This window comes from Paraburkholderia tropica, from assembly GCF_014171495.1.
In the GTDB taxonomy this organism is placed as follows: Bacteria; Pseudomonadota; Gammaproteobacteria; order Burkholderiales; family Burkholderiaceae; genus Paraburkholderia; species Paraburkholderia tropica.
In genome coordinates this window covers 305,765-329,632 of the sequence record NZ_CP049137.1, presented here as the reverse complement: position 1 = coordinate 329,632, position 23,868 = coordinate 305,765, and the positions used below count along the sequence as shown (strand labels likewise).

Annotated in this window: 17 protein-coding genes and 1 pseudogene; 8 read left to right on the top strand and 10 right to left on the bottom strand. The window is 66.3% G+C overall.

Going from position 1 to position 23,868, the window contains the following annotated elements:
• Positions 1–3 precede the first annotated feature (3 nt).
• From G5S35_RS32075 to G5S35_RS32060, 4 genes and pseudogenes are all read right to left on the bottom strand, one after another.
• Positions 4–717 (bottom strand): outer membrane lipoprotein carrier protein LolA, encoded by a 714-nt coding sequence (locus G5S35_RS32075; RefSeq protein ID WP_237181925.1) that lies wholly within the window; start codon positions 715–717, stop codon positions 4–6.
• An 80-nt stretch (positions 718–797) separates the two neighbouring features.
• A pseudogene (locus G5S35_RS32070) lies at positions 798–1,688 on the bottom strand (LpxL/LpxP family acyltransferase); the annotation flags it as partial.
• A 149-nt stretch (positions 1,689–1,837) separates the two neighbouring features.
• Positions 1,838–3,622, bottom strand: a complete 1,785-nt coding sequence (locus tag G5S35_RS32065; RefSeq protein WP_183040478.1) for an AMP-binding protein — start codon at positions 3,620–3,622, stop codon at positions 1,838–1,840.
• A gap of 52 nt (positions 3,623–3,674) precedes the next feature.
• Entirely contained in the window at positions 3,675–4,415 is a 741-nt protein-coding gene (locus tag G5S35_RS32060; RefSeq protein ID WP_237181924.1) for a COG4648 family protein, read from the bottom strand.
• Between the two features lie 496 nt (positions 4,416–4,911).
• Between G5S35_RS32060 and G5S35_RS32055 the strand changes: the two genes are divergently transcribed.
• The 4 genes from G5S35_RS32055 to G5S35_RS32040 all read left to right on the top strand — a co-directional run bounded on the left by G5S35_RS32055 (position 4,912) and on the right by G5S35_RS32040 (position 7,244).
• The gene (locus G5S35_RS32055; protein ID WP_065059035.1) at positions 4,912–5,172 is read left to right on the top strand and encodes a phosphopantetheine-binding protein; all 261 of its coding nucleotides are present in this window, start codon (positions 4,912–4,914) and stop codon (positions 5,170–5,172) included.
• A 41-nt stretch (positions 5,173–5,213) separates the two neighbouring features.
• Positions 5,214–5,939 carry a 3-oxoacyl-ACP reductase FabG gene (fabG, locus tag G5S35_RS32050; RefSeq protein ID WP_065059036.1) on the top strand — a complete coding sequence of 242 codons (726 nt, stop codon included), beginning with the start codon at positions 5,214–5,216 and terminating at the stop codon, positions 5,937–5,939.
• Positions 5,940–5,975: 36 nt separating this feature from the next.
• Positions 5,976–6,767, top strand: a complete 792-nt coding sequence (locus G5S35_RS32045) for a glycosyltransferase family 2 protein (RefSeq protein WP_065059037.1) — start codon at positions 5,976–5,978, stop codon at positions 6,765–6,767.
• A gap of 192 nt (positions 6,768–6,959) precedes the next feature.
• Positions 6,960–7,244, top strand: coding sequence for a cupin domain-containing protein (locus tag G5S35_RS32040; RefSeq protein WP_074985093.1), 285 nt, complete (start codon positions 6,960–6,962; stop codon positions 7,242–7,244).
• A 28-nt stretch (positions 7,245–7,272) separates the two neighbouring features.
• On the opposite strand, the gene cobA is transcribed toward G5S35_RS32040, so the two are convergent.
• Positions 7,273–8,052 (bottom strand): uroporphyrinogen-III C-methyltransferase, encoded by a 780-nt coding sequence (cobA, locus tag G5S35_RS32035; RefSeq protein ID WP_183040658.1) that lies wholly within the window; start codon positions 8,050–8,052, stop codon positions 7,273–7,275.
• Positions 8,053–8,730: 678 nt separating this feature from the next.
• Between cobA and nirB the strand changes: the two genes are divergently transcribed.
• The 3 genes from nirB to G5S35_RS32020 are packed head-to-tail and all read left to right on the top strand — an operon-like array spanning position 8,731 to position 16,010.
• Positions 8,731–11,322, top strand: a complete 2,592-nt coding sequence (nirB, locus tag G5S35_RS32030; RefSeq protein ID WP_183040657.1) for a nitrite reductase large subunit NirB — start codon at positions 8,731–8,733, stop codon at positions 11,320–11,322.
• A 39-nt stretch (positions 11,323–11,361) separates the two neighbouring features.
• Positions 11,362–11,712, top strand: coding sequence for a nitrite reductase small subunit NirD (gene nirD / locus G5S35_RS32025; RefSeq protein WP_065059039.1), 351 nt, complete (start codon positions 11,362–11,364; stop codon positions 11,710–11,712).
• A gap of 56 nt (positions 11,713–11,768) precedes the next feature.
• Positions 11,769–16,010 carry a bifunctional nitrate reductase/sulfite reductase flavoprotein subunit alpha gene (locus G5S35_RS32020; protein WP_183040477.1) on the top strand — a complete coding sequence of 1,414 codons (4,242 nt, stop codon included), beginning with the start codon at positions 11,769–11,771 and terminating at the stop codon, positions 16,008–16,010.
• Positions 16,011–16,377: 367 nt separating this feature from the next.
• On the opposite strand, the gene G5S35_RS32015 is transcribed toward G5S35_RS32020, so the two are convergent.
• The 3 genes from G5S35_RS32015 to G5S35_RS32005 form a co-directional block, all read right to left on the bottom strand.
• Positions 16,378–16,605 carry a hypothetical protein gene (locus G5S35_RS32015; protein ID WP_237181923.1) on the bottom strand — a complete coding sequence of 76 codons (228 nt, stop codon included), beginning with the start codon at positions 16,603–16,605 and terminating at the stop codon, positions 16,378–16,380.
• Between the two features lie 157 nt (positions 16,606–16,762).
• Entirely contained in the window at positions 16,763–17,734 is a 972-nt protein-coding gene (locus G5S35_RS32010) for a GGDEF domain-containing protein (RefSeq protein ID WP_065059042.1), read from the bottom strand.
• Positions 17,735–17,932: 198 nt separating this feature from the next.
• On the bottom strand, positions 17,933–18,856 hold the full coding sequence (locus G5S35_RS32005) for a LysR family transcriptional regulator (RefSeq protein ID WP_065059043.1): 924 nt from the start codon (positions 18,854–18,856) through the stop codon (positions 17,933–17,935).
• A 150-nt stretch (positions 18,857–19,006) separates the two neighbouring features.
• On the opposite strand from G5S35_RS32005, the gene G5S35_RS32000 reads away from it, so the two are divergent.
• Positions 19,007–19,471: a GNAT family N-acetyltransferase gene (locus G5S35_RS32000; protein ID WP_176080305.1), complete on the top strand. Its 465-nt coding sequence runs from the start codon at positions 19,007–19,009 to the stop codon at positions 19,469–19,471.
• A gap of 112 nt (positions 19,472–19,583) precedes the next feature.
• On the opposite strand, the gene G5S35_RS31995 is transcribed toward G5S35_RS32000, so the two are convergent.
• Positions 19,584–21,827, bottom strand: coding sequence for an NADP-dependent isocitrate dehydrogenase (locus tag G5S35_RS31995; protein ID WP_065059044.1), 2,244 nt, complete (start codon positions 21,825–21,827; stop codon positions 19,584–19,586).
• A gap of 999 nt (positions 21,828–22,826) precedes the next feature.
• Positions 22,827–23,651: an alpha/beta fold hydrolase gene (locus G5S35_RS31990; protein ID WP_065059045.1), complete on the bottom strand. Its 825-nt coding sequence runs from the start codon at positions 23,649–23,651 to the stop codon at positions 22,827–22,829.
• Positions 23,652–23,868 lie beyond the last annotated feature (217 nt).

Here is a 23,868-nt window from a genome sequence, read left to right as displayed (position 1 = left end):
CGCTCAGCCCGACGTGGACGCCGAACCCTTCGCCGCCGTGGCCGACGAGGTCGACGAAGCCGCCGTCGCCGCGAGCGGACGCAGCTTCATCAGCGAATGATCGCCGCCCGCCTGCTGGATCGCCACGCTGCGCAGCTCGCCGCGCGAACCTTCTAGCGTGATCGTGTCGACGACCTTGCGCATGCGCGAATCGAGCGGCGTGAGCGTGAGCGTCCAGTCGTCGCCGTGACCGGCGAGCGCGACTTTATAGGTCTGTTCGAGCGCATAGCGATTGCCCGTCAGCGTCGCGCGGATGCTCTCGATGAACGCGCCCACTTCCGGATAGTGCGCGAGCGCGAGCGTGTATTTGCGGTTGTTGCGATCGACCGTGAGCATGTCGCCGTCGACGACGAGATGCTCGGGCTTCGGGCTCAGCGTGTTCTTTTCCAGATGATCGGGCGCGGCGAACGCCAGTTCACCCGACGATTCGACGGGCTCCGAGGCGATCGCGAGCCAGCGCGTTTCGGTGAAGGCCGCGCGGCCGGTCTTGTGCTGCGCCAGCGTGGCCATCAGGCGGTCGAGCGTCCAGGCGGGCGCGGCCTGCGCCGGCGTGACAGGCGCGAGCGTGCCGATCGCGCTCAGCGCGGCGCCGCCGCCGACGAGGGCGATGGCGGCGAAGACGCGCGCGATGAGGCGACGCGAAAGAAGGTGAGTGCTCATACGTGGGGTGGTGCTCATGCGTCGGAAGTCTCCTGGGCGGTCAGGTTGGCCGAGGCGCGGCGCGTGGCGCGCGTGGCGTGCGCGTCGCGTGCGACGGCGCTGTCGGCAGAAGCAGGCGCGGACGCAGCCGCATCGGCCGCAGGCTTGACCGTTTTCCAGAAATCGAAATAGTTGAACCAGTTATAGGGCGCCGCGCGCGCGTACCTGTCGAGCAGCGAGACGTAACGCGCGAGCGCGGCGTCGATGGCGGCGCGGCGCGCGTCGCGCGGCGTGTGGGTGAAATCGGCGACCACTTCGAAGTGCACGTCGTAGCGGTTGCCGCCGCGATAGAGCCCGGTCATGAACAGCACCGGGCGCTTGAGCATCGCGGCCATATAAAGCGGGCCGAGCGGGAACGGGGCGGGTTCGCCGAGAAACGCCATGCGGCGCATCGTGGCGGCGTCGTCGGCGAGCAGCGTGCGGTCGGCCAGCATGCCGACCATGCAGTTTTCGTCGAGACGCTGCTTCACCTTGAGCATCGAATCGATCTGGCCGAGGCCGATCACTTCCGGGCTCGCGGCGGGATTCACGGCGGCCAGCGTCGCGTTGATCTTGCGCGCGTTCTCTTCGAACATCGTCACCACCACGCGCAGGCGCGGGCGCGTGCGGCCGAGCGCGCGCACCACTTCGAAGCTGCCCAGATGCGCGCCCATCAGGAACGCGCCGCGTCCGCCCGAGAGTGCTTCGTCGACGAGCTGCTGGCCGTGCGGGCGGATGTCGAACAGGTCGAAGCGCCCGTGCATCAGATAGATGCGGTCGTGGATGGTGGTCGCGAACGTGAAGACGTGACGCCAGCAATCGCGCCATCGCGGCGCACGGTTGAGCGCGCGGCGCAGATAGTCGCGCGAGGCGCTGCGCGCGCGCGGCGAAAACAGCACGTACCAGGCGGCGCACAGATAGAGCAGGGCGCGTCCGGCGGGGCGGCCGAGGCGCAGGGAGAGCCACGTCATCACGCGCAGCAGCAGCGCGCTGCCGCGCTCCTCGCGTTGTGCCCAGTCGGGGCGCGCGGGTTTGGCGGTCGCGTTCGGGGCGGCTTGATCCGCTTGATTCGAGGCGGTCGATGCGGTCGTTGCGTTTGCGTCCGGCGGCAGGTTCGGCGTCATGGCGCGGCCTCCGCCTGGACGGACGGCACGGCCAGCGTGCCGCTCGCCACATCGCGCTCGCCCGCACGCACGGTGAAGCGGATCGCGCCGCTCGCGGCGGCGTCGAAGGCGAGGTCGAGCGCTTCGCCGGGCGCGGCCGGGCTCAGGAACTTGGCCGCCGAGAGACGCCAGGTGTCGAGCGGCTGGTCGAGCGCGGCACCGATGGCGTCGATGGCGCGGTCGAGCAGCACCACGCCCGGCACGATCGGCTGGCCCGGAAAATGGCCCGGCAGCGCGGGATGATCGGCGCCGATCGTGAAACGCAGCGCGTGCGCTAGCGTTTTCGCGGGCGCGGATTCACAGGTCGATGCCGACGGAGACCCCGACGCCGCAGCGCGCGTATGACGCGCGGCCAGCGCCGCGAGCACGTCGCGCGGCAGCTTGCCGGTTTCGTTGCGCGGCAGCGCATCGACGAACACGAGCGGACGCGGCAGGAACGCGGCGTCGATCCGTTCGCGCAGCGCGCGCTGCAACTCGGCTGCGTTCAGCGAAGGCGCGACTACCAGCGCGACGAGGCGCGTGATTGACGTGTCGGCAGTGTCGGCGGCGTCGCCGGGCATGAAGAACACGCCGTCGCTCACGCCGGGAATCGCGTTGAGCTGATGATTCAGATACGCGAGCGAGGTGCGCTTGCCCGCGATATTGACGAGGTCCTGCTTGCGCCCGTGCAGCAGGAAACGCTGCGCGTCGAGCAGTTCGAGCGCGTCGCCCATCGGCACGGGTTCGTCGAGGTGGCCGCCGCTGGCCCAGAACGTGGTGCTGTCTTCCTGATCTTGCTGTTCGTCGTCGCGCGCTTTCAGGGCGTTCAGCCGGATGCGCGGCAGCAGTTGCCAGACCGCGCCGCGCGCGGTGCGGCGCGTGGCGATCTGGCCGGTTTCCGTGCTGCCGTAGATTTCGATCAGCGGCGCGCCGAGCCGCGCTTCGGCTTCGCACGCGAGCTTTTCGGCGAGCGGCGCGGTCGCGCTGAGCACGAGCGCCGCGCGCGGCAGCGGCGCGTCGCTGGCGAGCAGCGTGCGCAGATGGATCGGCGATGTGACGAGCACGCGCGGCTGCGGCACGGCGTCGAGTTCCGCGCGGATGTCGGCGGCGTAGAACGGCTGGCGGCTGCTGAAGGCGAGGCCGCCGATCAGCGCGAGCAGCACCGTCGATTCGAAGCCGTACATGTGCTGCGCGGGCACCGTGCCGACCAGCGTGTGGGCGGCGGCATCGTCGCCTGTCAGACCGAGACTCTGCGCGGAGGCGCGCACGCCGTCGACGAGGCAGCCCCAGGTCTTGCGATGCGGCACCGGCGCGCCGGTCGAGCCCGAGGTGAAGACATAGGCCATGACGCGCGCGGCGTCGATCTGCGGGACGACGAAGGCGTCACTGCTGTCGCGGCAGTCATCTTTGTTCAGATTTACGACGGCCGTATCGGGATATTGAAAGCGCGGCAGGTCGATCGCGCAGTCGGGCGAGTCGTGCAGGCAGAAGGTATCGGGCGCGAAGGCCGCGAGCTGACGGACCGTTTCCGGCGTGTGGTTCGAAGGCAGCAGACTGATGCGCCGCGCGACGAGCGCCGCGCACAGGCTCACCGCGAAGCGGTAGCGGTCGCGGCAGACGTTGAACACGTGGCCGCCCGGCGGCAACGCGGCGGCCACGCGTGCGACGTCGGCGAGAAAGCCGCGCACGGTGACGGGCGCGCCATCGCGCCAGGCGATGACCTGGCGGGGCGAAGCGTGAAACAGCAGCGGATGAGTCGGCATAAATCGGTTGATGCGAAAACTTCGGCCAGCAGCGCGGCTGCCGGCCCGTCGTTCAGGGCGTGGCGCGCGCGCGGTACGCCCGCACCGCGTCGAGCATGCGGGCGCGCGGTTCGTGCGGCAGCGCCAGCGCGCGGCAGGCGTGCTCGGCGGCGAACATCGCGCCCACCAGGGGCAGCGCGACGTAGTTGGCGAAGGTGGCCCAGGCGACGATCGGCGCGAACGCGAACATCAGCGTCGACACAGCGGCGATCGCCACGAAAAACAGCGTCCACGCGAGCGTGATGCGGCGCGTGTAGCGCACGATCGCACGCGGCAGCGGACCGCCGCCGCGCATCGTGCGCGCGAACTGCGTGCACAGCGGCTCGCGCCCGGCGGCCAGCGTGCGCCCGAACAGCAGCGCCAGCCCGAGGTTGAAGCTCACGTGTTCGAGATACAGACCCCATTCGAAGTGATAAGCAAGCGGCGTGCGCGCGCTCCACAACGCCCCGACGGTCAACGCCCAGAGCGGCAGCAGCCAGGCGCGGCGCGGCGATCCGGCGGCGGCGCCCAGCGCGAGCACGAGCGGCGGCAGCAGCGCCATCGCGAGACCGAGACCTGCTTCGCCGGGCGTGGCCACCGCCCGATGCGCGAGCAACTGGTACGCGATCACGCCCGCCACAGCCAGACCCGCGCGCACGACGCCCAGCGCCGCTTCCCTCGGGGAGCGGGCGCTGTCCGGACGGCGGTCCGGCGAGGGCGCGGCAGGCGCGGCAGGCGCGGCTGGCGCGGCTGGCGCGTCGGTGCGGCGTGACATCGGGTTCCTTATCTTCAAATGGTAGTGGGCGGCGGCTGCGGCGGCGCTATTTTCCATGCCGGAAGCCGTCATAGATATGACAAAAACGGGCCGCAAACAGCCTGCAGGCGGGTGGCAGCCGTATTTTAGGGTGGCGGCGTAGCGCCGTCCGACAAGGCACCGGCAGGTTTGTAACCGTTTGTATGCCTCTGTGCAAGCCGCGACCCCGCTCCCATCGGCGCGCGTCCGACGCCGTGCAAGCGTCTGCGGCGGTCGTGTCCCAAAATTGCGGGCGAGACGGTTCGGAACGTCTGTAACCTTTCGGCGGGCGACACCGTATACGCCCCGATACCCATCGTCTAGAATCCGCGTAACTTTTACCAAACGATCCCTAAATCGGGCAGGCAGAGCGGGGTGAACGCGCCTGCGAGGCAAGCGGCGGCGCGGACGATGTCCCGTCCGGCGCGCCCCCGACGGGACGCAACCGCGGTACGACCGCGACACGACACGCACGCCTATGAACGCTCTCGAACATGAACTGGCCGCGCTCATCGTCGGCGAACTGAATCTCGAAGACGTCTCGCTCGACGACGTCACGGCCGAAACCCCGCTCTATGGCGAAGGCTTCGGGCTCGACTCCATCGACATCCTCGAAATCGCGCTGCTGATCTCGAAGAAGTACGGTTTCGAGCTGCGCTCGGACAACCCGGACAACGAAAAGATCTTCGCGACGCTCGGCGCGCTGGCCGCCTACGTCGACGCACATCGCGTGCGCTGATCGCACGCGCCACGCGACCGACGAACCACAGGAGAGAGCCGATGCGCGCACTCGTGACCGGCGGCAGCGGAGTGATCGGCCAGGCGATCTGCGACGCCCTGGCCGCGGCGGGGCATGAAGTCTGGGTGCACGCGAACCGTCAGCTCGCGCAGGCCGAGGCCGTGGCGCAGCGCATCGTCGCGGCGGGCGGGCAGGCGCGCGCGATCGCGTTCGACGTCACCGACGCCGACGCCACCGAAGCCGCGCTCGCCCCGCTGATCGACGACGCCAACGGCGGCCCCGTGCAGATCCTCGTCAACAACGCGGGCATCACCGCCGACGCGCCGATGGCCGGCATGTCGCGCCAGCAGTGGCGCAGCGTGATCGACGTGTCGCTCAACGGCTTCTTCAACGTCACGCAGCCGCTTCTGCTGCCGATGATCCGCACGCGCCACGGGCGCATCGTGAACGTCGCGTCGCTCGCGGGCGTGATGGGCAATCGCGGCCAGGTCAACTATTCGGCGGCCAAGGCCGGGCTGATCGGCGCGACCAAGGCGCTCTCGCTCGAAGTGGCGTCGCGCGGCATCACCGTGAATGCGATCGCGCCGGGCGTGATCGAGTCGCCGATGGCCGAGCGCGCGTTCCCCGCCGAGCGCCTCAAGCAGATCGTGCCCGCGCAGCGCGCCGGCAAGCCGGAGGAAGTGGCGGCGATGGTCGCCTATCTGGTCTCCGACGCCGCCGCCTATGTGACCGGCCAGGTGCTGTCGATCAACGGCGGTCTCGCCTGATCCGGCGCGCCGTCCCAACCACTCCGTTCCCGTTCCATGCAAGCCGACGTTACTTCCACCCCGCCGCGCGCCAGCGCGACGCATCTCGTCCTGATTCCGAGCTACAACCCCGGCATGAAGGTCGATGAGACGGTGCGCGCCGCGCGTGCGCACTGGAATCCCGTGTGGGTGGTCGTCGACGGCAGCACCGACGGCAGCGCCGAACGTCTGCAGGCGATGGCCGCGCAGGACGACGGCCTGCGCGTGATCGTGCTGCCCGTCAATCGCGGCAAGGGCGGCGCGGTGCTCGCGGGCATCGAGGCCGCCGCGGCGCAGGGCTTCACGCACGTGCTCACGATGGACTCCGACGGCCAGCATCCCGCCGACCTGATCCCGCGTTTCATGGCCGCTTCGCAGGCGAATCCCGAGGCGATGGTGCTCGGCCGCCCGAAGTTCGATGCGAGCGCGCCGCAGCTGCGCGTGCAGGGCCGCCGCGTGTCGAATCTGCTCGCCGACGTGGAAACGCTGTGGGCGGGCATCGGCGATTCGCTGTATGGATTCCGCGTCTATCCGATCACGCCGCTACGCACGATCATGACGCGTCTGCCGTGGATGCGCCGTTTCGACTTCGATCCCGAAGCCGCCGTGCGGCTGTGCTGGGCGGGCGTGCGGCCGATCCAGATCGAAGCGCCGGTGCGCTATTTCAAGGCCGACGAAGGCGGCGTCTCGCACTTCAACTATGCGCGCGACAATCTGCTGCTGTCGTGGATGCACCTGCGGCTCGTGGCCGGATTTGGCTTGCGTCTGCCGGGGCTGGTGGCGAAGCGCGTGGTGAGCGGCGGGCGCTGATTTTATTCGGCATGCTGATGAATTGAGTCGCGACGGTTTTGCGTTGGTCGTGCGTTGACCGTGCGTTTCATGCGCGCGCAACTGTGCTGGTCCGCGCGCACGCACTGTCACTTTCCGTGAAGGGCCGCTTGCCTGAGAATCGGCGCACGAGATCATTCGATCGTCGTCCGATAACAACATCAGGAGCACCCCATGAGCCGTCCTCAAGCCGTCCCCACCGTGCAGGTCTCGAACGCGCGCGCCATCGTCACCGAATGGCGCTTCGCGCCCGGCGCCGAAACCGGCTGGCACGTGCACGGTCACGATTACATCGTCGTGCCGCAAACCGATGGCGTGCTGCTGATCGAAACCCGCGACGGTCCGCGCGAGAAACCGCTCGTTGCGGGGCAGAGCTACGCGGGCTTGCAGGGCGTGGAGCACAACGTGGTCAATGCATCGCCGCGCGAAGTGGTGTTCGTCGAAGTCGAGATCAAGTAAGCGTCGATGTCGCGCTCAGTGGCGATGCTCACGCGCGGCGCAATTGCGGCAGCGTCGCCGCAGCATTCGGCGCTGCAACATCCGTTTCACGCGACGCGAAAGCCAGCGCCTCGCCAATCGCCTCGCCGACCAGAATGATCGCCGGACTGCCGAGCCCGGCGTCGCGCGCGAGCGCCGCGATCGTGCCGAGCGCGCCCGTCACGCGGCGCTCGTTCGCGCTGCCGGCCCACTGCACGACGGCGGCGGGCGTGGCGGGTGAGAGCGCCTGCGCGAGCGTTGCGCACAAGCCCTCGATGCGGCTCATGCCCATGTAGATCGCGAGCGTCATGCCGGTGGCCGCGAGCGCGCGCCAGTCGGGCTCGCTGTGATCGCGCAGATGCGCCGTCACGAAGATCACGCCCTGGCAATGATCGCGATGCGTGAGCGAGACGCCGAGTCCCGCCGCCGCCGCGAACGCCGACGAAATCCCGTTCACGATTTCCACCGCAATCCCCGCGCGATCGAGCGCCGCGAGTTCCTCGCCCGCGCGGCCGAACAGCAGCGCGTCGCCGCCTTTCACGCGCACGACATGCGCGCCTTTCTTCGCGTAACGCTGCATCAGGCGCTCGATAAACGCTTGCGGCGTCGAGCGGCAACCGCCGCGCTTGCCGACCTTGATGACGCGCGCCTGCGGAGCGAGCGTGGCGATCTCGGGATTCACGAGGTCGTCGATCAGCACGACGTCCGCGCTCGCGAGCGCCTTCGCCGCTTTCAACGTCAGCAGGTCGAGGTCGCCCGGACCCGCGCTCAATAAAGTGACCTTGCCCATCGTGCCGATGGCGTTACGGTTCATCATGTCGATCATCTCGATTGCCCAATAAAAAACGGCGTCCGCTCGTCGTCGATGACGAGGGGACGCCGTTGTCCTGAGTTCTGCCCATCCTGCGAGGGCGATGCGTCGCGTGCTCGCTTGCATCGCTTGCACATCGCGCGACGCGCCCGGCATCGTTGCCGTTCGTATCGACTCGCACGCGCTAATCACGCAAGTTCCAGACCAGCGCGCGGTGCACTGCGCCCGCATGTCTCGTCGATGCCTTTCTGCGCGCATCGCACGCGCCCGAAACCTTATGCGCGGCATCGACAGCGCACTAACGCGAAGCCGGCCCATTCATGGCGACAGCGCACAGCGACTGTGCTGCACGGCACCAAATCTGTGCTCCGCTGCATCACGACGCGTCAGGCCGTTGCGGTGCGCCGCCCGCGAGCGATCACGTGAAAAGCCCGCTGCACGGGGCTTTCGCGCCGCGCGCACGAATTGGCACAGCGCTTGCATAACGATCGTCGACAGGATCAACGGCGATCCGGCTGCGCAGCAGCAGAGCAGTGCAAATCGATTGAATTCAGGGCAACGGCGTCCCCCGAGTCTGGCTTATTGCAAGCTGGCTTCGCGGGACGCCTTTTTATTTGGTGCACAAGCATGACGCAAACTTCGCTCGCAGTGAACGGTCTGAACGTCGTCGTCATTGGCCACGGCATGGTGGGCCATAAATTTCTCGAGAGCGTGCTCGCCGAAAGCGCGAACGTGCGCGTCACGGTGCTCTGCGAGGAGCCGCGTCCGGCCTACGACCGCGTGCATCTCTCCGAATTTTTCGCGGGCAAGAGCGCCGACGATCTCTCGCTCGTCGCGCCGGGCTTCTTCGAACGCGACGACGTGCGCGAACGTGTGCGTCTCGTGCTCGGCGCGAAGGCCGTGTCGATCGATCGCGAAGCGCGCACCGTGAGCGTGTCGAACGGCGAAACGCTCGCGTACGACAAGCTCGTGATCGCCACCGGCTCGGTGCCGTTCGTGCCGCCGATCGACGGCAACGATCGGGCGGATTGCTTCGTCTATCGCACGATCGACGATCTCGAAGCGATGCAGGCCCGCGGCGCGAGCGCGACCACCGGCGTGGTGGTGGGCGGCGGCCTGCTCGGTCTCGAATGCGCGAAGGCGTTGCGCGATCTCGGCCTGCAGACGCATGTGGTGGAATTCGCGCCGCGCCTGATGGCCGTGCAGGTCGACGACGACGGCGGCCGCGTGCTGCGCGCGAAGATCGAGGAACTCGGCGTGACGGTGCACACGCAGAAGAACACCACGGCCATCGTCGACGGCGAAAGCGCCGCGAATCGCATGGTGTTCGCCGACGGCACGCACCTCGACACCGACATGATCGTGTTCTCGGCGGGCATCCGTCCGCGCGACGAAATCGCGCGCGCCTGCGGGCTCGACGTGGGTCCGCGCGGCGGCATCGCCATCGACAATGAGTGCCGCACGAGCGATCCGCATATCTACGCGATCGGCGAATGCGCGCTGTGGCAAGGGCAGATTTTCGGCCTCGTCGCGCCTGGTTACGACATGGCGCGCAACGTGGCGAAGACGCTGGCGGGCGAAGCGATGGGTGAAGCGGCGGCGGCGTGCTTCGCGGGCGCGGACATGAGCACCAAGCTCAAGCTGATGGGCGTGGATGTGGCGAGCATCGGCGACGCGCACGGCAAGACGCCGGGCAGCCGCGCCTATCGTTTCGCCGACGAACGCCGCCAGGTCTACAAGAAACTCGTGGTGTCCGAATGCGGCACGAAGCTGCTCGGCGCGGTGATGGTCGGCGACGCCAGCGAATACGGCACGCTGCTGCAAATGATGCTCAACGGCATCGCGCTGCCGGAAGCCCCCGAATTCCTGATCCTGCCGCAAGCCGACGGCAGCGCCAAGCCCGCGCTCGGCGTGGAAGCGCTGCCCGACGGCGCGCAGATCTGTTCGTGCAACAACGTCTCGAAGGCGCAGATCTGCGCGGCCGTGCGCGATGGCGCGACCAGCATCGGCGCGATGAAGGCCACGACCTGCGCGGGCGCGTCGTGCGGCGGCTGCGTGCCGCTCGTCACGCAGATCATGAAGTCGGAGATGAAGCGTCAGGGCCTCAGCGTCAACAATCATCTCTGCGAGCACTTCCCGTATTCGCGCCAGGAGCTGTATCACATCGTGCGCGTCGAGCAGATCAAGACCTTCGGCGCGCTGCTCGCGAAGCACGGTCACGGTCTCGGTTGCGATGTCTGCAAGCCCGCGGTGGCCGGCATTCTCGCCTCGTGCTGGAACGAATTCGTGCTCAAGAAGGAGCACGCGAGCCTGCAGGATTCGAACGACTACTACCTCGCCAACATCCAGCGCGACGGCACCTATTCGGTCGTGCCGCGCATGCCGGGCGGCGAGGTGACGCCCGAAGGGCTGATCGCCGTGGGCATGGTGGCGAAGAAGTACGGCCTCTATACGAAGATCACGGGCGGCCAGCGCGTGGACCTGTTCGGCGCGCGTGTCGAGCAGTTGCCGCTGATCTGGGAAGAACTGATCGACGCGGGTTTCGAATCGGGCCATGCCTACGGCAAGTCGCTGCGCACCGTGAAGTCGTGCGTCGGCTCGACGTGGTGCCGCTACGGCGTGGGCGATTCGGTCGGTCTCGCAATCGGCCTGGAGAACCGCTACAAAGGCCTGCGCGCGCCGCACAAGATCAAGTTCGGCGTCTCGGGCTGCACGCGCGAATGCGCGGAAGCGCAGGGCAAGGACGTGGGCGTGATCGCCACGGAAAAGGGCTGGAATCTGTATGTGTGCGGCAACGGCGGCATGAAGCCGCGCCACGCCGAACTGCTCGCCGCCGACCTCGACCGCGACACGCTGATCCGCTACATCGACCGCTTCCTGATGTTCTATGTGCGCACGGCCGACCGCCTGCAACGCACGAGCGTGTGGCGTGACAACCTCGAAGGCGGCCTCGATTATCTGATCGACGTGGTCGTGCACGACAAGCTCGGTCTCGCCGCCGAACTCGAAGCCGAGATGCAGATCGTGGTCGACACCTACGAAGACGAATGGAAGGTCGCCGTGACCGATCCGGCTACGCGCCGCCGCTTCCGTCACTTCGTCAACAGCGATGCGGGCGACGCGAACGTGACCTTCGTCGAAGAACGCGGACAAATCCGTCCGGCCACGCTCGAAGAACGCAAGGGCATGCCGGTGCGTGCGCAGTACGAAGGGCTGGCGGCGATTCCCGTCGTCGCCGAAACGATGTGACGTGGCGGTTTTCGATCAACAAATAACGAGGAATCCGAAATGAATGCCATTCTTCAGCAAGACGAAACCTGGGTGTCGATCTGCCAGCTCGACGACATCGTGCCGAATACCGGCGTGTGCGCGCTCGTGAACGGCGAGCAGGTCGCCGTGTTCCATATCGACGACGGCGCAGCGCGCGTGTTCGCGATCGGCAACTACGATCCGAACTCGAACGCGGCCGTGCTCTCGCGCGGTCTCGTCGGCAGCCTGGGCGAGCGCATCGTGGTGGCGTCGCCGATCTACAAGCATCACTTCGATCTGGAAACCGGCGAGTGTCTCGAAGTGCCGGGCAGCTCGGTGAACGCATTCGCCACGCGCGTGGAAAACGGCCAGGTGTGGATTTCGGCCTGATTTTCACGCAGTTTTTCTGATTCGCCTTTTCACTCACCAAGCCGATCCGAACGCGCATGAGCAGCCCGAAGTCCGCGAAATCCGTCAAGACCGTGTGCCCCTACTGCGGTGTGGGCTGCGGCATGATCCTGCAGGTCGAGGATGGCGCGGTCACGAAAATCGCCGGCGACGCCGAGCATCCGACCAACTTCGGACGGCTCTGCACGAAGGGTTCGTCGGCGCACGTGGCGCTGCGCAATTCGGGGCGTCTCGAACGCGCGTTCGTGCGTCACGCGCGCGACGCGGACCCCGTGCCGCTGCCGATCGCGCAGGCAATCGCCGACACGGCCAGGCGGCTGCGCGCCACGCTCGACGCGCACGGCCCCGACGCGCTCTCGTTCTACGTGTCGGGCCAGATGTCGATCGAGGCGCAGTACCTCGTCAACAAGCTCGCGAAGGGCTATGTCGGCACCAACAACATCGAGTCGAATTCGCGGCTGTGCATGGCGAGCGCGGGTAGCGGCTACAAGCTCTCGCTCGGCGCGGACGGCCCGCCCGGTTCGTATCAGGACTTCGACAAGGCCGATCTGTTCTTCGTGATCGGCGCGAACATGGCGGACTGCCATCCGATCCTGTTCCTGCGCATGATGGACCGCGTGAAGGCGGGCGCGAAGCTGATCGTCGTCGATCCGCGCCGCAACGCGACCGCCGATAAAGCCTCGCTGTTCCTGCAGATCAAGGCGGGCACCGACCTCGCGCTGCTCAACGGCCTGCTGCATCTGCTGCACGAAAACGGCCACACGGATAGCGATTTCATCGCGCAGTACACGCAGGGCTGGGACGAGATGCCCGCGTTTCTCGCCGATTACACGCCCGACAAAGTCGCGGACATCACCGGCATCGCCGCCGACGACATCCGCCGCGCCGCACAGATGATCGGCGCCGCGCCCGAGTTCATGACCTGCTGGACGATGGGCCTGAACCAGAGCACGCACGGCACGTGGAGCACCAACGCGATCTGCAATCTGCATCTGGCGACGGGCAAAATCTGCCGTCCGGGCAGCGGGCCGTTTTCGCTCACGGGCCAGCCGAACGCGATGGGCGGGCGCGAGATGGGCTATATGGGTCCGGGCCTGCCGGGTCAGCGCTCGGTGCTTTCCGAGGAAGATCGCGGCTTCGTCGAGGACGCCTGGTCGCTGCCGCGCGGCACGCTCACGACGAAGCTCGGCGGCGGCACCATCGACATGTTCGAGCGCATGGCAGCGGGCGAGATCAAGGCGTGCTGGATCATCTGCACGAATCCGGTGGCCTCGGTGGCGAACCGCAAGACCGTGGTGGCCGGTTTGCGCGCCGCCGACCTCGTGATCGCACAGGACGCCTTTCTCGACACCGAAACCAACGCCTACGCCGACGTGCTGCTGCCCGGCGCGCTCTGGGCCGAGGCCGAAGGCGTGATGATCAATTCCGAGCGCAACATGACGCTCATGCAGCAAGCCGTCGAGCCGCCGGGCGAGGCGTTGCCCGACTGGGAGCTGATCGCGCGCGTGGCCTGTGCGATGGGCTATGAAGACGCATTCGGTTACGCGAGCGCGGCGGAGGTTTTCGATGAAATCGTGCGGTTCTCGAATCCGAAGACCGGCTACGATCTGCGCGGCGCGAGCCACGCGAAGCTGCGCGAGACGCCGCTGCAATGGCCATGCGCGCCCGCCGATGCGCAAGGCGCGCACAACGAGCGCAATCCGCTGCGTTATCTGAACGACGGCGTGAGCCAGACCTTGCGCGAAAACGCCGACGGCACGCGCCCGCGTCTCGCGTTCGCCACGCCGCATGGCAAGGGCGTGTTCTTCGCGCGTCCGCACGTCGCGCCCGCCGAACTGCCCGACGGCACTTTTCCCATCGTCTTCAATACGGGACGATTGCAGCATCAGTGGCACACCATGACCAAGACCGGCAAGGTGGCCATGCTCAACAAGCTCAATCCGGCGCCGTTCGTCGAGATTCATCCCGAGGATGCGAGCGCGCTCGGCATTGCCGCGAAGGATCGCGTGGAAGTGCGTTCGCGGCGCGGCCGCGTCGTGCTGCCCGCCGTCGTCACCGATCGCGTGATGCCCGGCAACTGTTTCGCGCCGATGCACTGGAACGACGTGTTCGGCGACGAACTGTGCGTGAACGCTGTCACCAACGACGCCATCGACGCGATTTCCCAGCAGCCCGAACTCAAGTTTTGCGCGGTCGCACTGACGCGCGTCGAAGCCGAACCGGCGCCCGCGCCCGGCACCGCTGCACCCGACGCCGAACCGACTCCCGAGCGCGCCGCCGCTCCACTGCTCCAGGAAAGCACCATGTCCCGCGAAGTGACTCACGACGGCGCGCGCCTCGACGCGTTTGCGAATCTGTTTGGCCTCGGCGAGCTGGCCGCGCCGGCGCTGAACGAAACGGAGCGGCTCTGGCTGGCGGGTTTCGTCGGCGGCCTGCGTGCATCGCAAGCGCGCGGCGAGGGCGTGCCGTCCTTGCCCGCGCATGCGCCGTTCGCGCCCGCCACGCGTGCGTGGGTCGACGGCACGCTCGCGGGCTTGTTCAGCGGCGGCGCGCCGGCCGAGCTGGAATCGGCACACACTGCGCACGCGCAGAGCGGCCTGCACGCGCTGCAAAGCGACAAGAGCGCGGCCGTGCGCATCGCGCATGCGCGTCCGAAAGTGACGCTGCTCTGGGCGTCTCAAACCGGCAACGTCGAGTCGCTGGTCGAGCGCTACGCGATGCAATTGATGGAGTCGGGCTTCGAGATCCGCGCGACCTGTATGGCCGATTACGCGCCGGAGACGCTGGAGAAAGCGCAGTACGTGTTGCTGATGACCAGCACCTTCGGCGACGGCGACGCGCCCGACAACGGCGAGTCGTTCTGGGCGGCGCTGAAGGCGCTGAAGGCGGATAGCGCGCCGCGCCTCGCGTCGCTGCGTTATGCGGTGCTCGCGCTCGGCGACCGCAATTACGATCAGTTCTGCGGTCACGGCCGCAATCTCGATGCACGTCTGGACGCGCTCGGCGCGCAACGTCTGATGGCGCGCGTGGATTGCGACAGCGAGTATCAGGAAGCCGCCGACGCGTGGCTCGAACGCGTGGTCCAGCGCATCAAGGAAGAGGATGCGGCGCTGCACGCGGTGCCCGCGGGCGGTGCGATTCCCGAGGCGCTGCCCGGCAGCGCGCCGACGAAGGCGCGGCCCGCCGCGTCACGTTTGATCGGCAACGTGCGGTTGAACATGAAGGGCGCGTCGAAGGATACGCGCTACTTCTCGCTCGCCACCGCCGAAGCGGGCCTCGAATACGAAGCGGGCGACGCGCTCGGCGTGTGGCCGACCAACTGCCCGGCGCTCGTCGACGAACTGCTCGATCTCACGCATCTGCACGGCGACGCCTCGGTGGACGTGCCGGGCGCGGGCACGATGCGTCTCGCCGATGCGCTCGCCACGCACTACGAAATCGCGCGTCCGGGTCCCGATGCGCTGGCCTTCGTCGCCGCGCGTGCGAAAGACACGGGACTCGCGGCGATGCTCGGCGAGGAGCGCAAGGGCGACCTCAAGCAGTGGCTCTGGGGCCAGCAGCTCGCGGACGTGTTGCACGAATATCCGGTCGAACTCTCGGCGCCGGAACTGATCGGCATGCTCAAGCGTTTGCAGCCGCGTCTTTATTCGATCTCGTCGAGCCCGAAGGCGCACGCGGGCGAAGTGCATCTGACTGTTTCTGCCGTGCGCTACAACAATGGCCGACGCGAGCGCAAGGGCGTGGCGTCCACCTTCCTCGCCGATCGCGTGGCCGAAGGCAGCGTGCCGGTGTTCGTGCAGAAGAGCACGCACTTCCGCCCGCCGCGCCACGGCGATACGCCGATGATCATGGTCGGCCCCGGCACGGGCGTCGCGCCGTTCCGCGCCTTCCTGCACGAACGGCGCGCGCGCGGCGACTCGGGCCGCAACTGGCTGTTCTTCGGCGAACAGCACGCGGCCACCGACTTCTACTACCGCGAAGAACTGGAGCAGATGCACGGCGACGGTTTGCTCAATCGCCTCGATCTGGCGTTCTCGCGCGACCAGCAGGACAAGATCTACGTGCAGGACCGCATGCGCGAGCAGGGTGCGCAGATGTGGGCGTGGCTGCAAGAGGGCGCGCATCTCTATGTTTGTGGCGACGCGAGCCGCATGGCGAAAGACGTGGATGCCGCGCTGAAGTCGGTGGTTGCGCGCCATGGCGGCATGAGCGATGAAGCCGCCAGTGAATATGTTGGGCAGATGGCGCGCGAGAAGCGTTATGTGCGGGATGTGTATTGAAGGGGGGCGCGCCTGAGCAACGCCGTCGGGGCGCATCGCCCGTGCGCCTGGCCCCCAACTTCGTGGTGCATCAATTCGCCGCCGCCTGGCTTCGTGTGCACCAGATTAGCCCACACGTGATCGTGCGGCCCGATGCCGGGGACATCGTGCCTGAATTCGCAGAGGACGGTGCATTCGCGGCGGTGGCGCGCAAACATCGCACGCTTCGTCAGCGTGCCGCTCGCACTCGCGCGGTCACACTGCATGGCGGCGCGCGCGCCAGCGCTCAAGCAGGCGGCTCGCGCATTCACGCGGCGCCTGCTGGCGACGATGGAGGAAGTGGGCCTGAAGCGCGCAAAAGCCGGTATTTGCGCGCTGCAAACGCGGATTAGCGCGCGCGGTTACGCCAGATTTCGTGACCCGCGCAGATGGCGACGAACACGCCCAGGAGAATAGCGCCCACCGAAGCCGACTGAACGTCGGCATTCGCGGCGCTGTCGTTGCCGATCGCGCGCAACCAGAGTCCGGCGCCCGCCGCCGTGGCGGCAAGTCCAACGGCCAGGCCGGTCGCGGCCAGCATCGTGCGCTCGCGCGCTTCGTGTAGTGACTTCATCATGTCGATCCCCGACTCACGTACTCAGTGATCACCGAGAGCAAGCAAGTAGCGTGCCCCGTGTGATGACGATACGCCGTCGGAAATCGCACGACATCTGCAAACAAAAATAGCGCCAGCGAAAAACATGCGAAAAACGCATGAAGGGCGAGCGACGCGATTAGCGACGCTCGCTGCCCGTCGCGCGCTTCTGCTGATACATGGAGGTGTCGGCGCGCACCAGCAAGTCGTCGATCGAGCCGTCGAAGTCGCCGCCGCCCGCCGCGTTGCCCACGCTGCAGCGCAGTTCGTAGGGCTTGCGCGCCGTGCGGTTAAACACCTCGAGCTGCGAGCGGATGCGTTCGATGGCGTGCAGCGTGCCCGCTTCGTCGGCGTCGCCGAGCAGGACCGCGAACTCGTCGCCGCCGAGCCGCCCGATCACATCGCCTTCACCCAGCGCGGTCAGCATGATCGTTGCGAACGCAACGAGTGCGCGATCGCCTTCGGCATGACCGTAGGTGTCGTTGATCTGCTTGAAGCCGTTGAGGTCTAGGTAGAGCAGCGAGACCGGCTGCTGAGCGCTGCGGCGCATGCGCAGCGATTGCTCGGCGAGTTGCTTGAAGCCGCGCCGGTTCGAGAGACCCGTAAGCTCGTCGGTGGTCGCGAGCTGCGTGGCGGCGATTTCTTCCTGCGCCATGTCCGCGAGATCGCGCAGCACGATGCGTTCTTCGTCGTCGAATTCGCGTGGCCGGTCGTCGATCAGGCAGAGCGTGCCGATGCGCATCTGATGCCCGGCCGACAGCGGACAACCTGCATAGAAGCGGATGTTCGGCGCACCGGTGACGAGCGGGTTGTCGGCGAAGCGCACGTCCGTTCGCGCGTCGCTGACGAAGAAGAGGTCGTCGCCGAGAATCGCGTGGCCGCAGAACGAGACGTCGCGCGGCGTTTCGGAAACGTCGAGGCCGGGATGCGACTTGAACCATTGACGCCGCGTATCGACGAGCGTGACCGCCGCGATGGGAACGTTGAACAGGCGTCGTGCGAGGCGCGTGATGCGATCGAAGCGTTCCTCGGGCTGGGTGTCGAGTAACTGGAACGACCGCAGAATTTCCACACGCTCGGCTTCGTTTTCCGGTGCAGAAGGTCGAAGCATGGATGAGGGCGAAGTGAAGAAAAGAGAGTTTCGATTCTAACGCCAGGCGTACGCGGGACGCGCGTTATGTGCCGGCGCGATGTTCGCATGATGCGCGGATCGGGTGCAGCGCGGCCTTTCGAAATGACTGCACCACGGCTGCATCCGCAAGCAGGATCGAATGCTGGACGAATCGCTTAAATCGCGTTGTTCGCACCGCTAGGCCGCGGCCGTGGCGCGAAGCGATTCGCAGGTTTCGAACAGCAACGCGCGTGCCCAGCGCCGCGCTGGATCGCGATGCGTGCGTTCATGCCACGCGGCGGTCTTGGTGAAGCCCGGAATTTCCAGCGGCGCGGGCAGCACGGCGAGACCTTCGGCGCGTTGCGCGAGCCGCTGCGGGACCACGGCGATCAGATCGCTTGCGCGCAGGATTTCGGGCAGCACGAGAAAACTCGTGACCGAGAGCGCGACGCGGCGCGCGCGGCCATGCTGCGCGAGCGCTTCGTCGGTGACGCCGTGAAAGCTGCCGCCCGTGTACGACACCAGGGCGTGATCGAGCGCGCAGAAACGCGCGAGCGTGATGCGTCCGCGCGCGGCATCGGGATGATCGGCGCGCATCACGCAGACGTAGCGTTCGTCGAACAGACGCCGCGCGTGCAGATCGGCGGGCGTGCTCTCGGGCGTGACGAGCGCCACGTCGACATCGCCGCGCGCGAGTTGCGCATGCAGCGACGGGTCCTGCACCGGCACCACGGCCACGCGGATGCCCGGCGCTTCGCGACGCAGCACTGCGAGATACGGCGCGACCACGGCTTGCAGCGCGTAGTCGGTGGCGGCGAGCGTGAGCGTGAAGTCGGCGCTCGCGGGATCGAAGGCTTGCGGCGTGAGCAGCGTTTCCACTTCGCCGAGAATCTGCTTGAGCGGCGCGACGAGTTCGAGCGCGCGCAGCGTCGGCGCGATGCCGCGTTGCGTGCGGATGAAGAGGGGATCGTCGAAGGCTTCGCGCAGGCGCACGAGCATGCCGCTCACGGCGGGCTGCGTGAGCGCGAGACGGCGCGCGGCACGCGTGACGTTGCGTTCGTCGAGCAGGGCGTCGAGCGCGCGCAGCAGGTTCAGATCGATCGTCCTGATATCGGCAGGCATGATTTCAGATTGCGGAAGTCATCGGAATGAATGATTTCAGCATAGCGGCTTGCGCGGCTGACGTCCAGTGCGAGGCGTCGGCGGCATCGTTAATCGATGGGTTACGATGAAGGCCCGCCGCCCGTGTTTTCCATCACCAGGAGCCCGTTCGTGCCGTCCGCCGATTTCGCCATCCGTCCCGTCGAGGCCGCCGATCACGCCGAGTGGCTCGCGCTCTGGCAGGCCTATTGCCGCCACTACGAGGTGACGCTCGACGAGCGCGTGAATGCGCGCACGTGGGCGCGTATCGCCGATCCGGCGGAACCGATTCACGCGCTGATCGCGCACGGGGAGGACGGCGAGCCGCTGGGTCTGTGCAACTACGTGCTGCATCCGAACACCTGGAGCGATCAGACGGTCTGCTATCTGGAGGATCTGTACGTGGCGCCGCAGGGACGCAGAAAGGGTGTCGCCACGGCTTTCATCGAGCGCCTGCGCGAGATCGGCGAGCGCGAGAACTGGTTTCGCATTTACTGGATCACGAACGACGCGAACGAGGCGGCGCAGGCGGTGTACGACCGGATCGCCTCGCGTAGCGGTCATATCCGCTATGAAATCCCGTTGGCGAAAAAGTAAGCATCGCGAACGAATTGCCGAGGCATAAAAAACGCCCTTGCAGCGTGAGGCTGCAAGGGCGTTTTGCGTGAAACTCACGACGCCCCACGAAGCGCGGGGCGCATGAAATCACTTACTTTGCTGCGGCTGCGAGCGCGTCGTTGAACGTCTTGCTCGGACGCATGACTTCCGCGAGCTTCGCGAAGTCGGGCTTGTAGTAGCCGCCGATGTCGACCGGCTTGCCCTGAACCGCGGCCAGTTCGGCGACGATCTTCTGCTCGTTTTCGGCCAGTGCCTTCGCGAGCGGCGCGAAGTGAGCAGCGAGTTCCGCGTCGTCCTTCTGCGCGGCCAGTTCTTGCGCCCAGAACAGCGACAGATAGAACTGGCTGCCGCGGTTGTCCAGCTCGCCGGTCTTCGGCGACGGGCCCTTGTTGTTGTCGAGCAGCTTGCCGGTTGCGGCGTCGAGCGTCTTCGCGAGCAGCTTGGCGCGCGCGTTGTTCGTCTTGATGCCGAGGTCTTCCAGCGAGACGGCCAGCGCGAGGAATTCGCCGAGCGAGTCCCAGCGCAGGTGGTCTTCCTGAACCAGCTGCTGCACGTGCTTCGGCGCCGAACCGCCCGCGCCCGTTTCGTACATGCCGCCGCCGGCCATCAGCGGAACGATCGAGAGCATCTTCGCCGACGTGCCCAGTTCCATGATCGGGAACAGGTCGGTCAGGTAGTCGCGCAGGATGTTGCCGGTGACCGAGATCGTGTCCAGGCCGCGGATCACGCGTTCGAGCGTGTAACGCATCGCGCGGACTTGCGACATGATCTGGATGTCGAGGCCGGTCAGGTCGTAATCCTTCAGGTACGTTTCGACCTTCTTGATCACTTCGTTTTCGTGCGGACGATACGGGTCGAGCCAGAACACAGCCGGCGTGTTCGAGTTCTTCGCACGCGTGACGGCGAGCTTGACCCAGTCGCGGATCGGCGCGTCCTTCACGAGGCACATGCGCCAAATGTCGCCTTGCTCGACCGGCTGCGTGAGCGCGTCGAGCACTTCGCCCGTGGCGTTGTCGACGATGCGCGCCGTGCCGTCCTGCGGGATTTCGTAGGTCTTGTCGTGCGAACCGTACTCTTCAGCCTTCTGCGCCATCAGACCGACGTTCGGCACCGTGCCCATGGTCTTCGGGTCGAATGCGCCGTTGGTCTTGCAGAAGTTGATGATTTCCTGGTAGATGCGCGCGAACGTGCTTTCCGGAATCAGGCACTTCGTGTCGGCCGGACGGCCGTCGGCGCCCCACATCTTGCCGCCTGCGCGGATCATTGCGGGCATCGAGGCGTCGACGATCACGTCGTTCGGTGCGTGCAGGTTCGAGATGCCCTTGGCCGAATCGACCATCGCCAGCGCCGGACGGTGCTCGTGGCACGCGTGCATGTCGCGGATGACTTCTTCGCGTTGCGATTCCGGCAGCGCTTCGATCTTCGTGTACAGATCGACGAGACCGTTGTTGACGTTCACGCCCAGTTGTTCGAACAGCTTGGCGTGCTTCGCGAACGCGTCCTTGTAGAACGTGCGCACGGCGTGGCCGAACACGATCGGGTGCGAGACCTTCATCATGGTCGCCTTGACGTGCAGCGAGAGCATGATGCCCGTCTTGCGGGCGTCTTCCATCTGGTCTTCGTAGAAAGCCAGCAGGGCCTTCTTGCTCATGAACATGCTGTCGACGATTTCGCCGGCCTGCAGCGCAACCTTCGGCTTGAGGACGATGGTCTCGCCGCTCTTCGTCACGAGTTCCATGCGCACTTCGCGCGCCTTGTCGGTCGTGATCGACTTTTCGCCGTGGTAGAAGTCGCCATGCTTCATGTGCGCGACGTGCGTGCGCGAAGCCATGCTCCACTCGCCCATGCTGTGCGGGTGCTTCTTCGCGTAGTTCTTGACGGCCAGCGGCGCGCGGCGGTCCGAGTTGCCTTCACGCAGGACCGGATTCACGGCCGAGCCGAGGCACTTCGAATAGCGCTTCTGGATCGCCTTTTCTTCGTCGGTCTTCGGATCTTCGGGGAAGTCGGGGATCTTGTAGCCCTTGCCCTGCAGTTCCTTGATCGCGGCGACGAGCTGCGGCACCGATGCGCTGATGTTCGGCAGCTTGATGATGTTGGTTTCCGGCAGTTGCGTCAGACGACCCAGTTCAGCCAGGTTGTCGGGCACGCGCTGGTCTTCCGTGAGGAATTCCGGAAACTCGCCGAGGATACGGCCCGCCACGGAAATATCGCTGGTCTCGACGTTCACGCCGGCCGGCGCAGCGAAGGTGCGGATGATCGGCAGAAACGCGCTGGTGGCGAGCAGCGGCGCTTCATCGGTCAGGGTATAGATGATGGTGGGTTGCTGGGTACTCATCGGCTTCTTGGCGGGTTCTCAAACAGGGTGGTGACACCACCGGCTGCGCGCAGTCGGCGAAACACCTGGATTTTGCCTGATTTTGGAGCGGTCCGGGGGCCAATCGAACAAGGATTTCATATTGTGAAATTGCGTTGCGTGGCGTCGTTTCGTCGCGAAGTCGTCGCGTTTGCCGCCTTCGGGCGGCGTCGGCGCTGAAAACGTTATCTCGCCAAATGGCCGTCGCATAAGGGAAATCGGGCTGTTGACCGCCCTCTGGCGACCCTGCGAGCCATTTTTCGTTTTGGCCCCCGATTCTCTGTCAAGCTGGTAAAGACCCTTGCGAAAAGCCGACCGAATCGATGAGTCTTATAGAAGAATTTTTTTCCGGGACAGATCATTTGCGGCGTCGTTTTCCTGGTCGTTTAGTGGGGTATTCGACGGGTGTTGGTCGTGTTGCGGTGCGGAAAAATTATTGGGGGTAGATCGATGGGGCGATTCGACGGCGGTTGTTCGTGAATGCCGAAGTGTTCAGGTGGGGCGCGGCGCGAAAGCCGAACTCAACCTCGGCTCCCCTCAAATGCCGCAAAAGGCGAGGGCAGCGGCTGTCCGACCGAACAGGGTCGTCCCGCCCAACACGCATGCCACTGCGGATTTCACCAATGCCTCACGCGACGGCCAATTCACCAATGTCGAATGGTCGGACGCCGATCTCTCCGACGCGGTTTGGCAGGACGGCCGCCGGTGTGCGTCGCGCTCGTCAGGTCGTTGTCGGTAGTCGCGTTTTGTTCCCGATCAGACGGTCGTGGCAGCATGAGCGGCCTGATTGCCAGCCGATCGTATGCAAACGTCGTACTACACTCGATGCCGGCGGTCTCGCCCGCATGCCGCAAGCGCGGGCCATGGCGATCGGTCGGGAGGTCTGGATGCGAAAAAGCGGCCGCCGCGAGGCGGCGCGCCTGTTTCGTCGCGGCCGCTGAGCAGCACGGGGGCGTCAGGCCGCACGGATAAACCGCGCTTTCACCCGCGATTCAAAAACGCCAGCAAATCCGCGTTGACCTTGTCGGCTTCCGTCGTGCACATGCCGTGCGGCGCGCCTGGATAGATCTTGAGCGTGGCGTCCTTGACGATCTTCGCCGAGAGCTTGCCCGCGTCGTCAATCGGCACGATCTGGTCGTCGTCGCCATGCAGGATCAGCGTGGGCACGTCGAACTTCTTCAGATCCTCGGTGTAATCGACTTCCGAGAATTCGTGCACGCATTCATAAAGCGCGAGGATGCCGCCCCACATGCCTTGCTGCCAGAACGAATCGATCGTGCCTTGCGAGACTTTCGCGCCTTCGCGATTGAAGCCGTAGAACGGCAGCGCGAGATCCTGGAAGAATTGCGAGCGGTTGTCGACGACGCCCTTGCGGATGTTGTCGAACACTTCTTTCGGCAGGCCGCCCGGATTCTTCTCGCTCTTGATCATGATCGGCGGCACCGCGCCGATCAGCACCGCGCCTGCCACGCGCTTCGTGCCGTGACGGCCGATGTAATGCGCAACTTCGCCGCCGCCCGTCGAATGGCCGACGAGCGTGGCGTCCTTCACGTCGAGCTTGTCGAGCAGCTCGGCGAGGTCGTCGGCCCAGGTGTCCATGTCGTTGCCCTTGGCGGGCTGGTCCGAGCGGCCGTGGCCGCGCCGATCGTGGGCGATGGTGCGAAAGCCTTTCTGCACGAGAAAGAGCATCTGCGCGTCCCACGCATCGGCGGACAACGGCCAGCCGTGCGAGAAGACGACCGGGCGTCCGCTGCCCCAGTCCTTATAAAAAATCGACGTGCCATCGCGAGTGGTGAACGTGCTCATCTGCGGCTCTCCTGGTTCAAGCAGGGAAGAAAAACAGCGAGAAAGTCACGCCGCAGCCGCGGGGTCTCGCGCGCCGCTTGGCGGCGTGGCGAAGACGGCGACCGGTGACGGAACTCTGCGTGATCAGACGGATGCATACGTGCGCGGCAGACTGGCCCGGACACGCGCACGAGTATAGAGAGGATGCGAAAGCGATGGCGCCATCCTGCGCAATTGA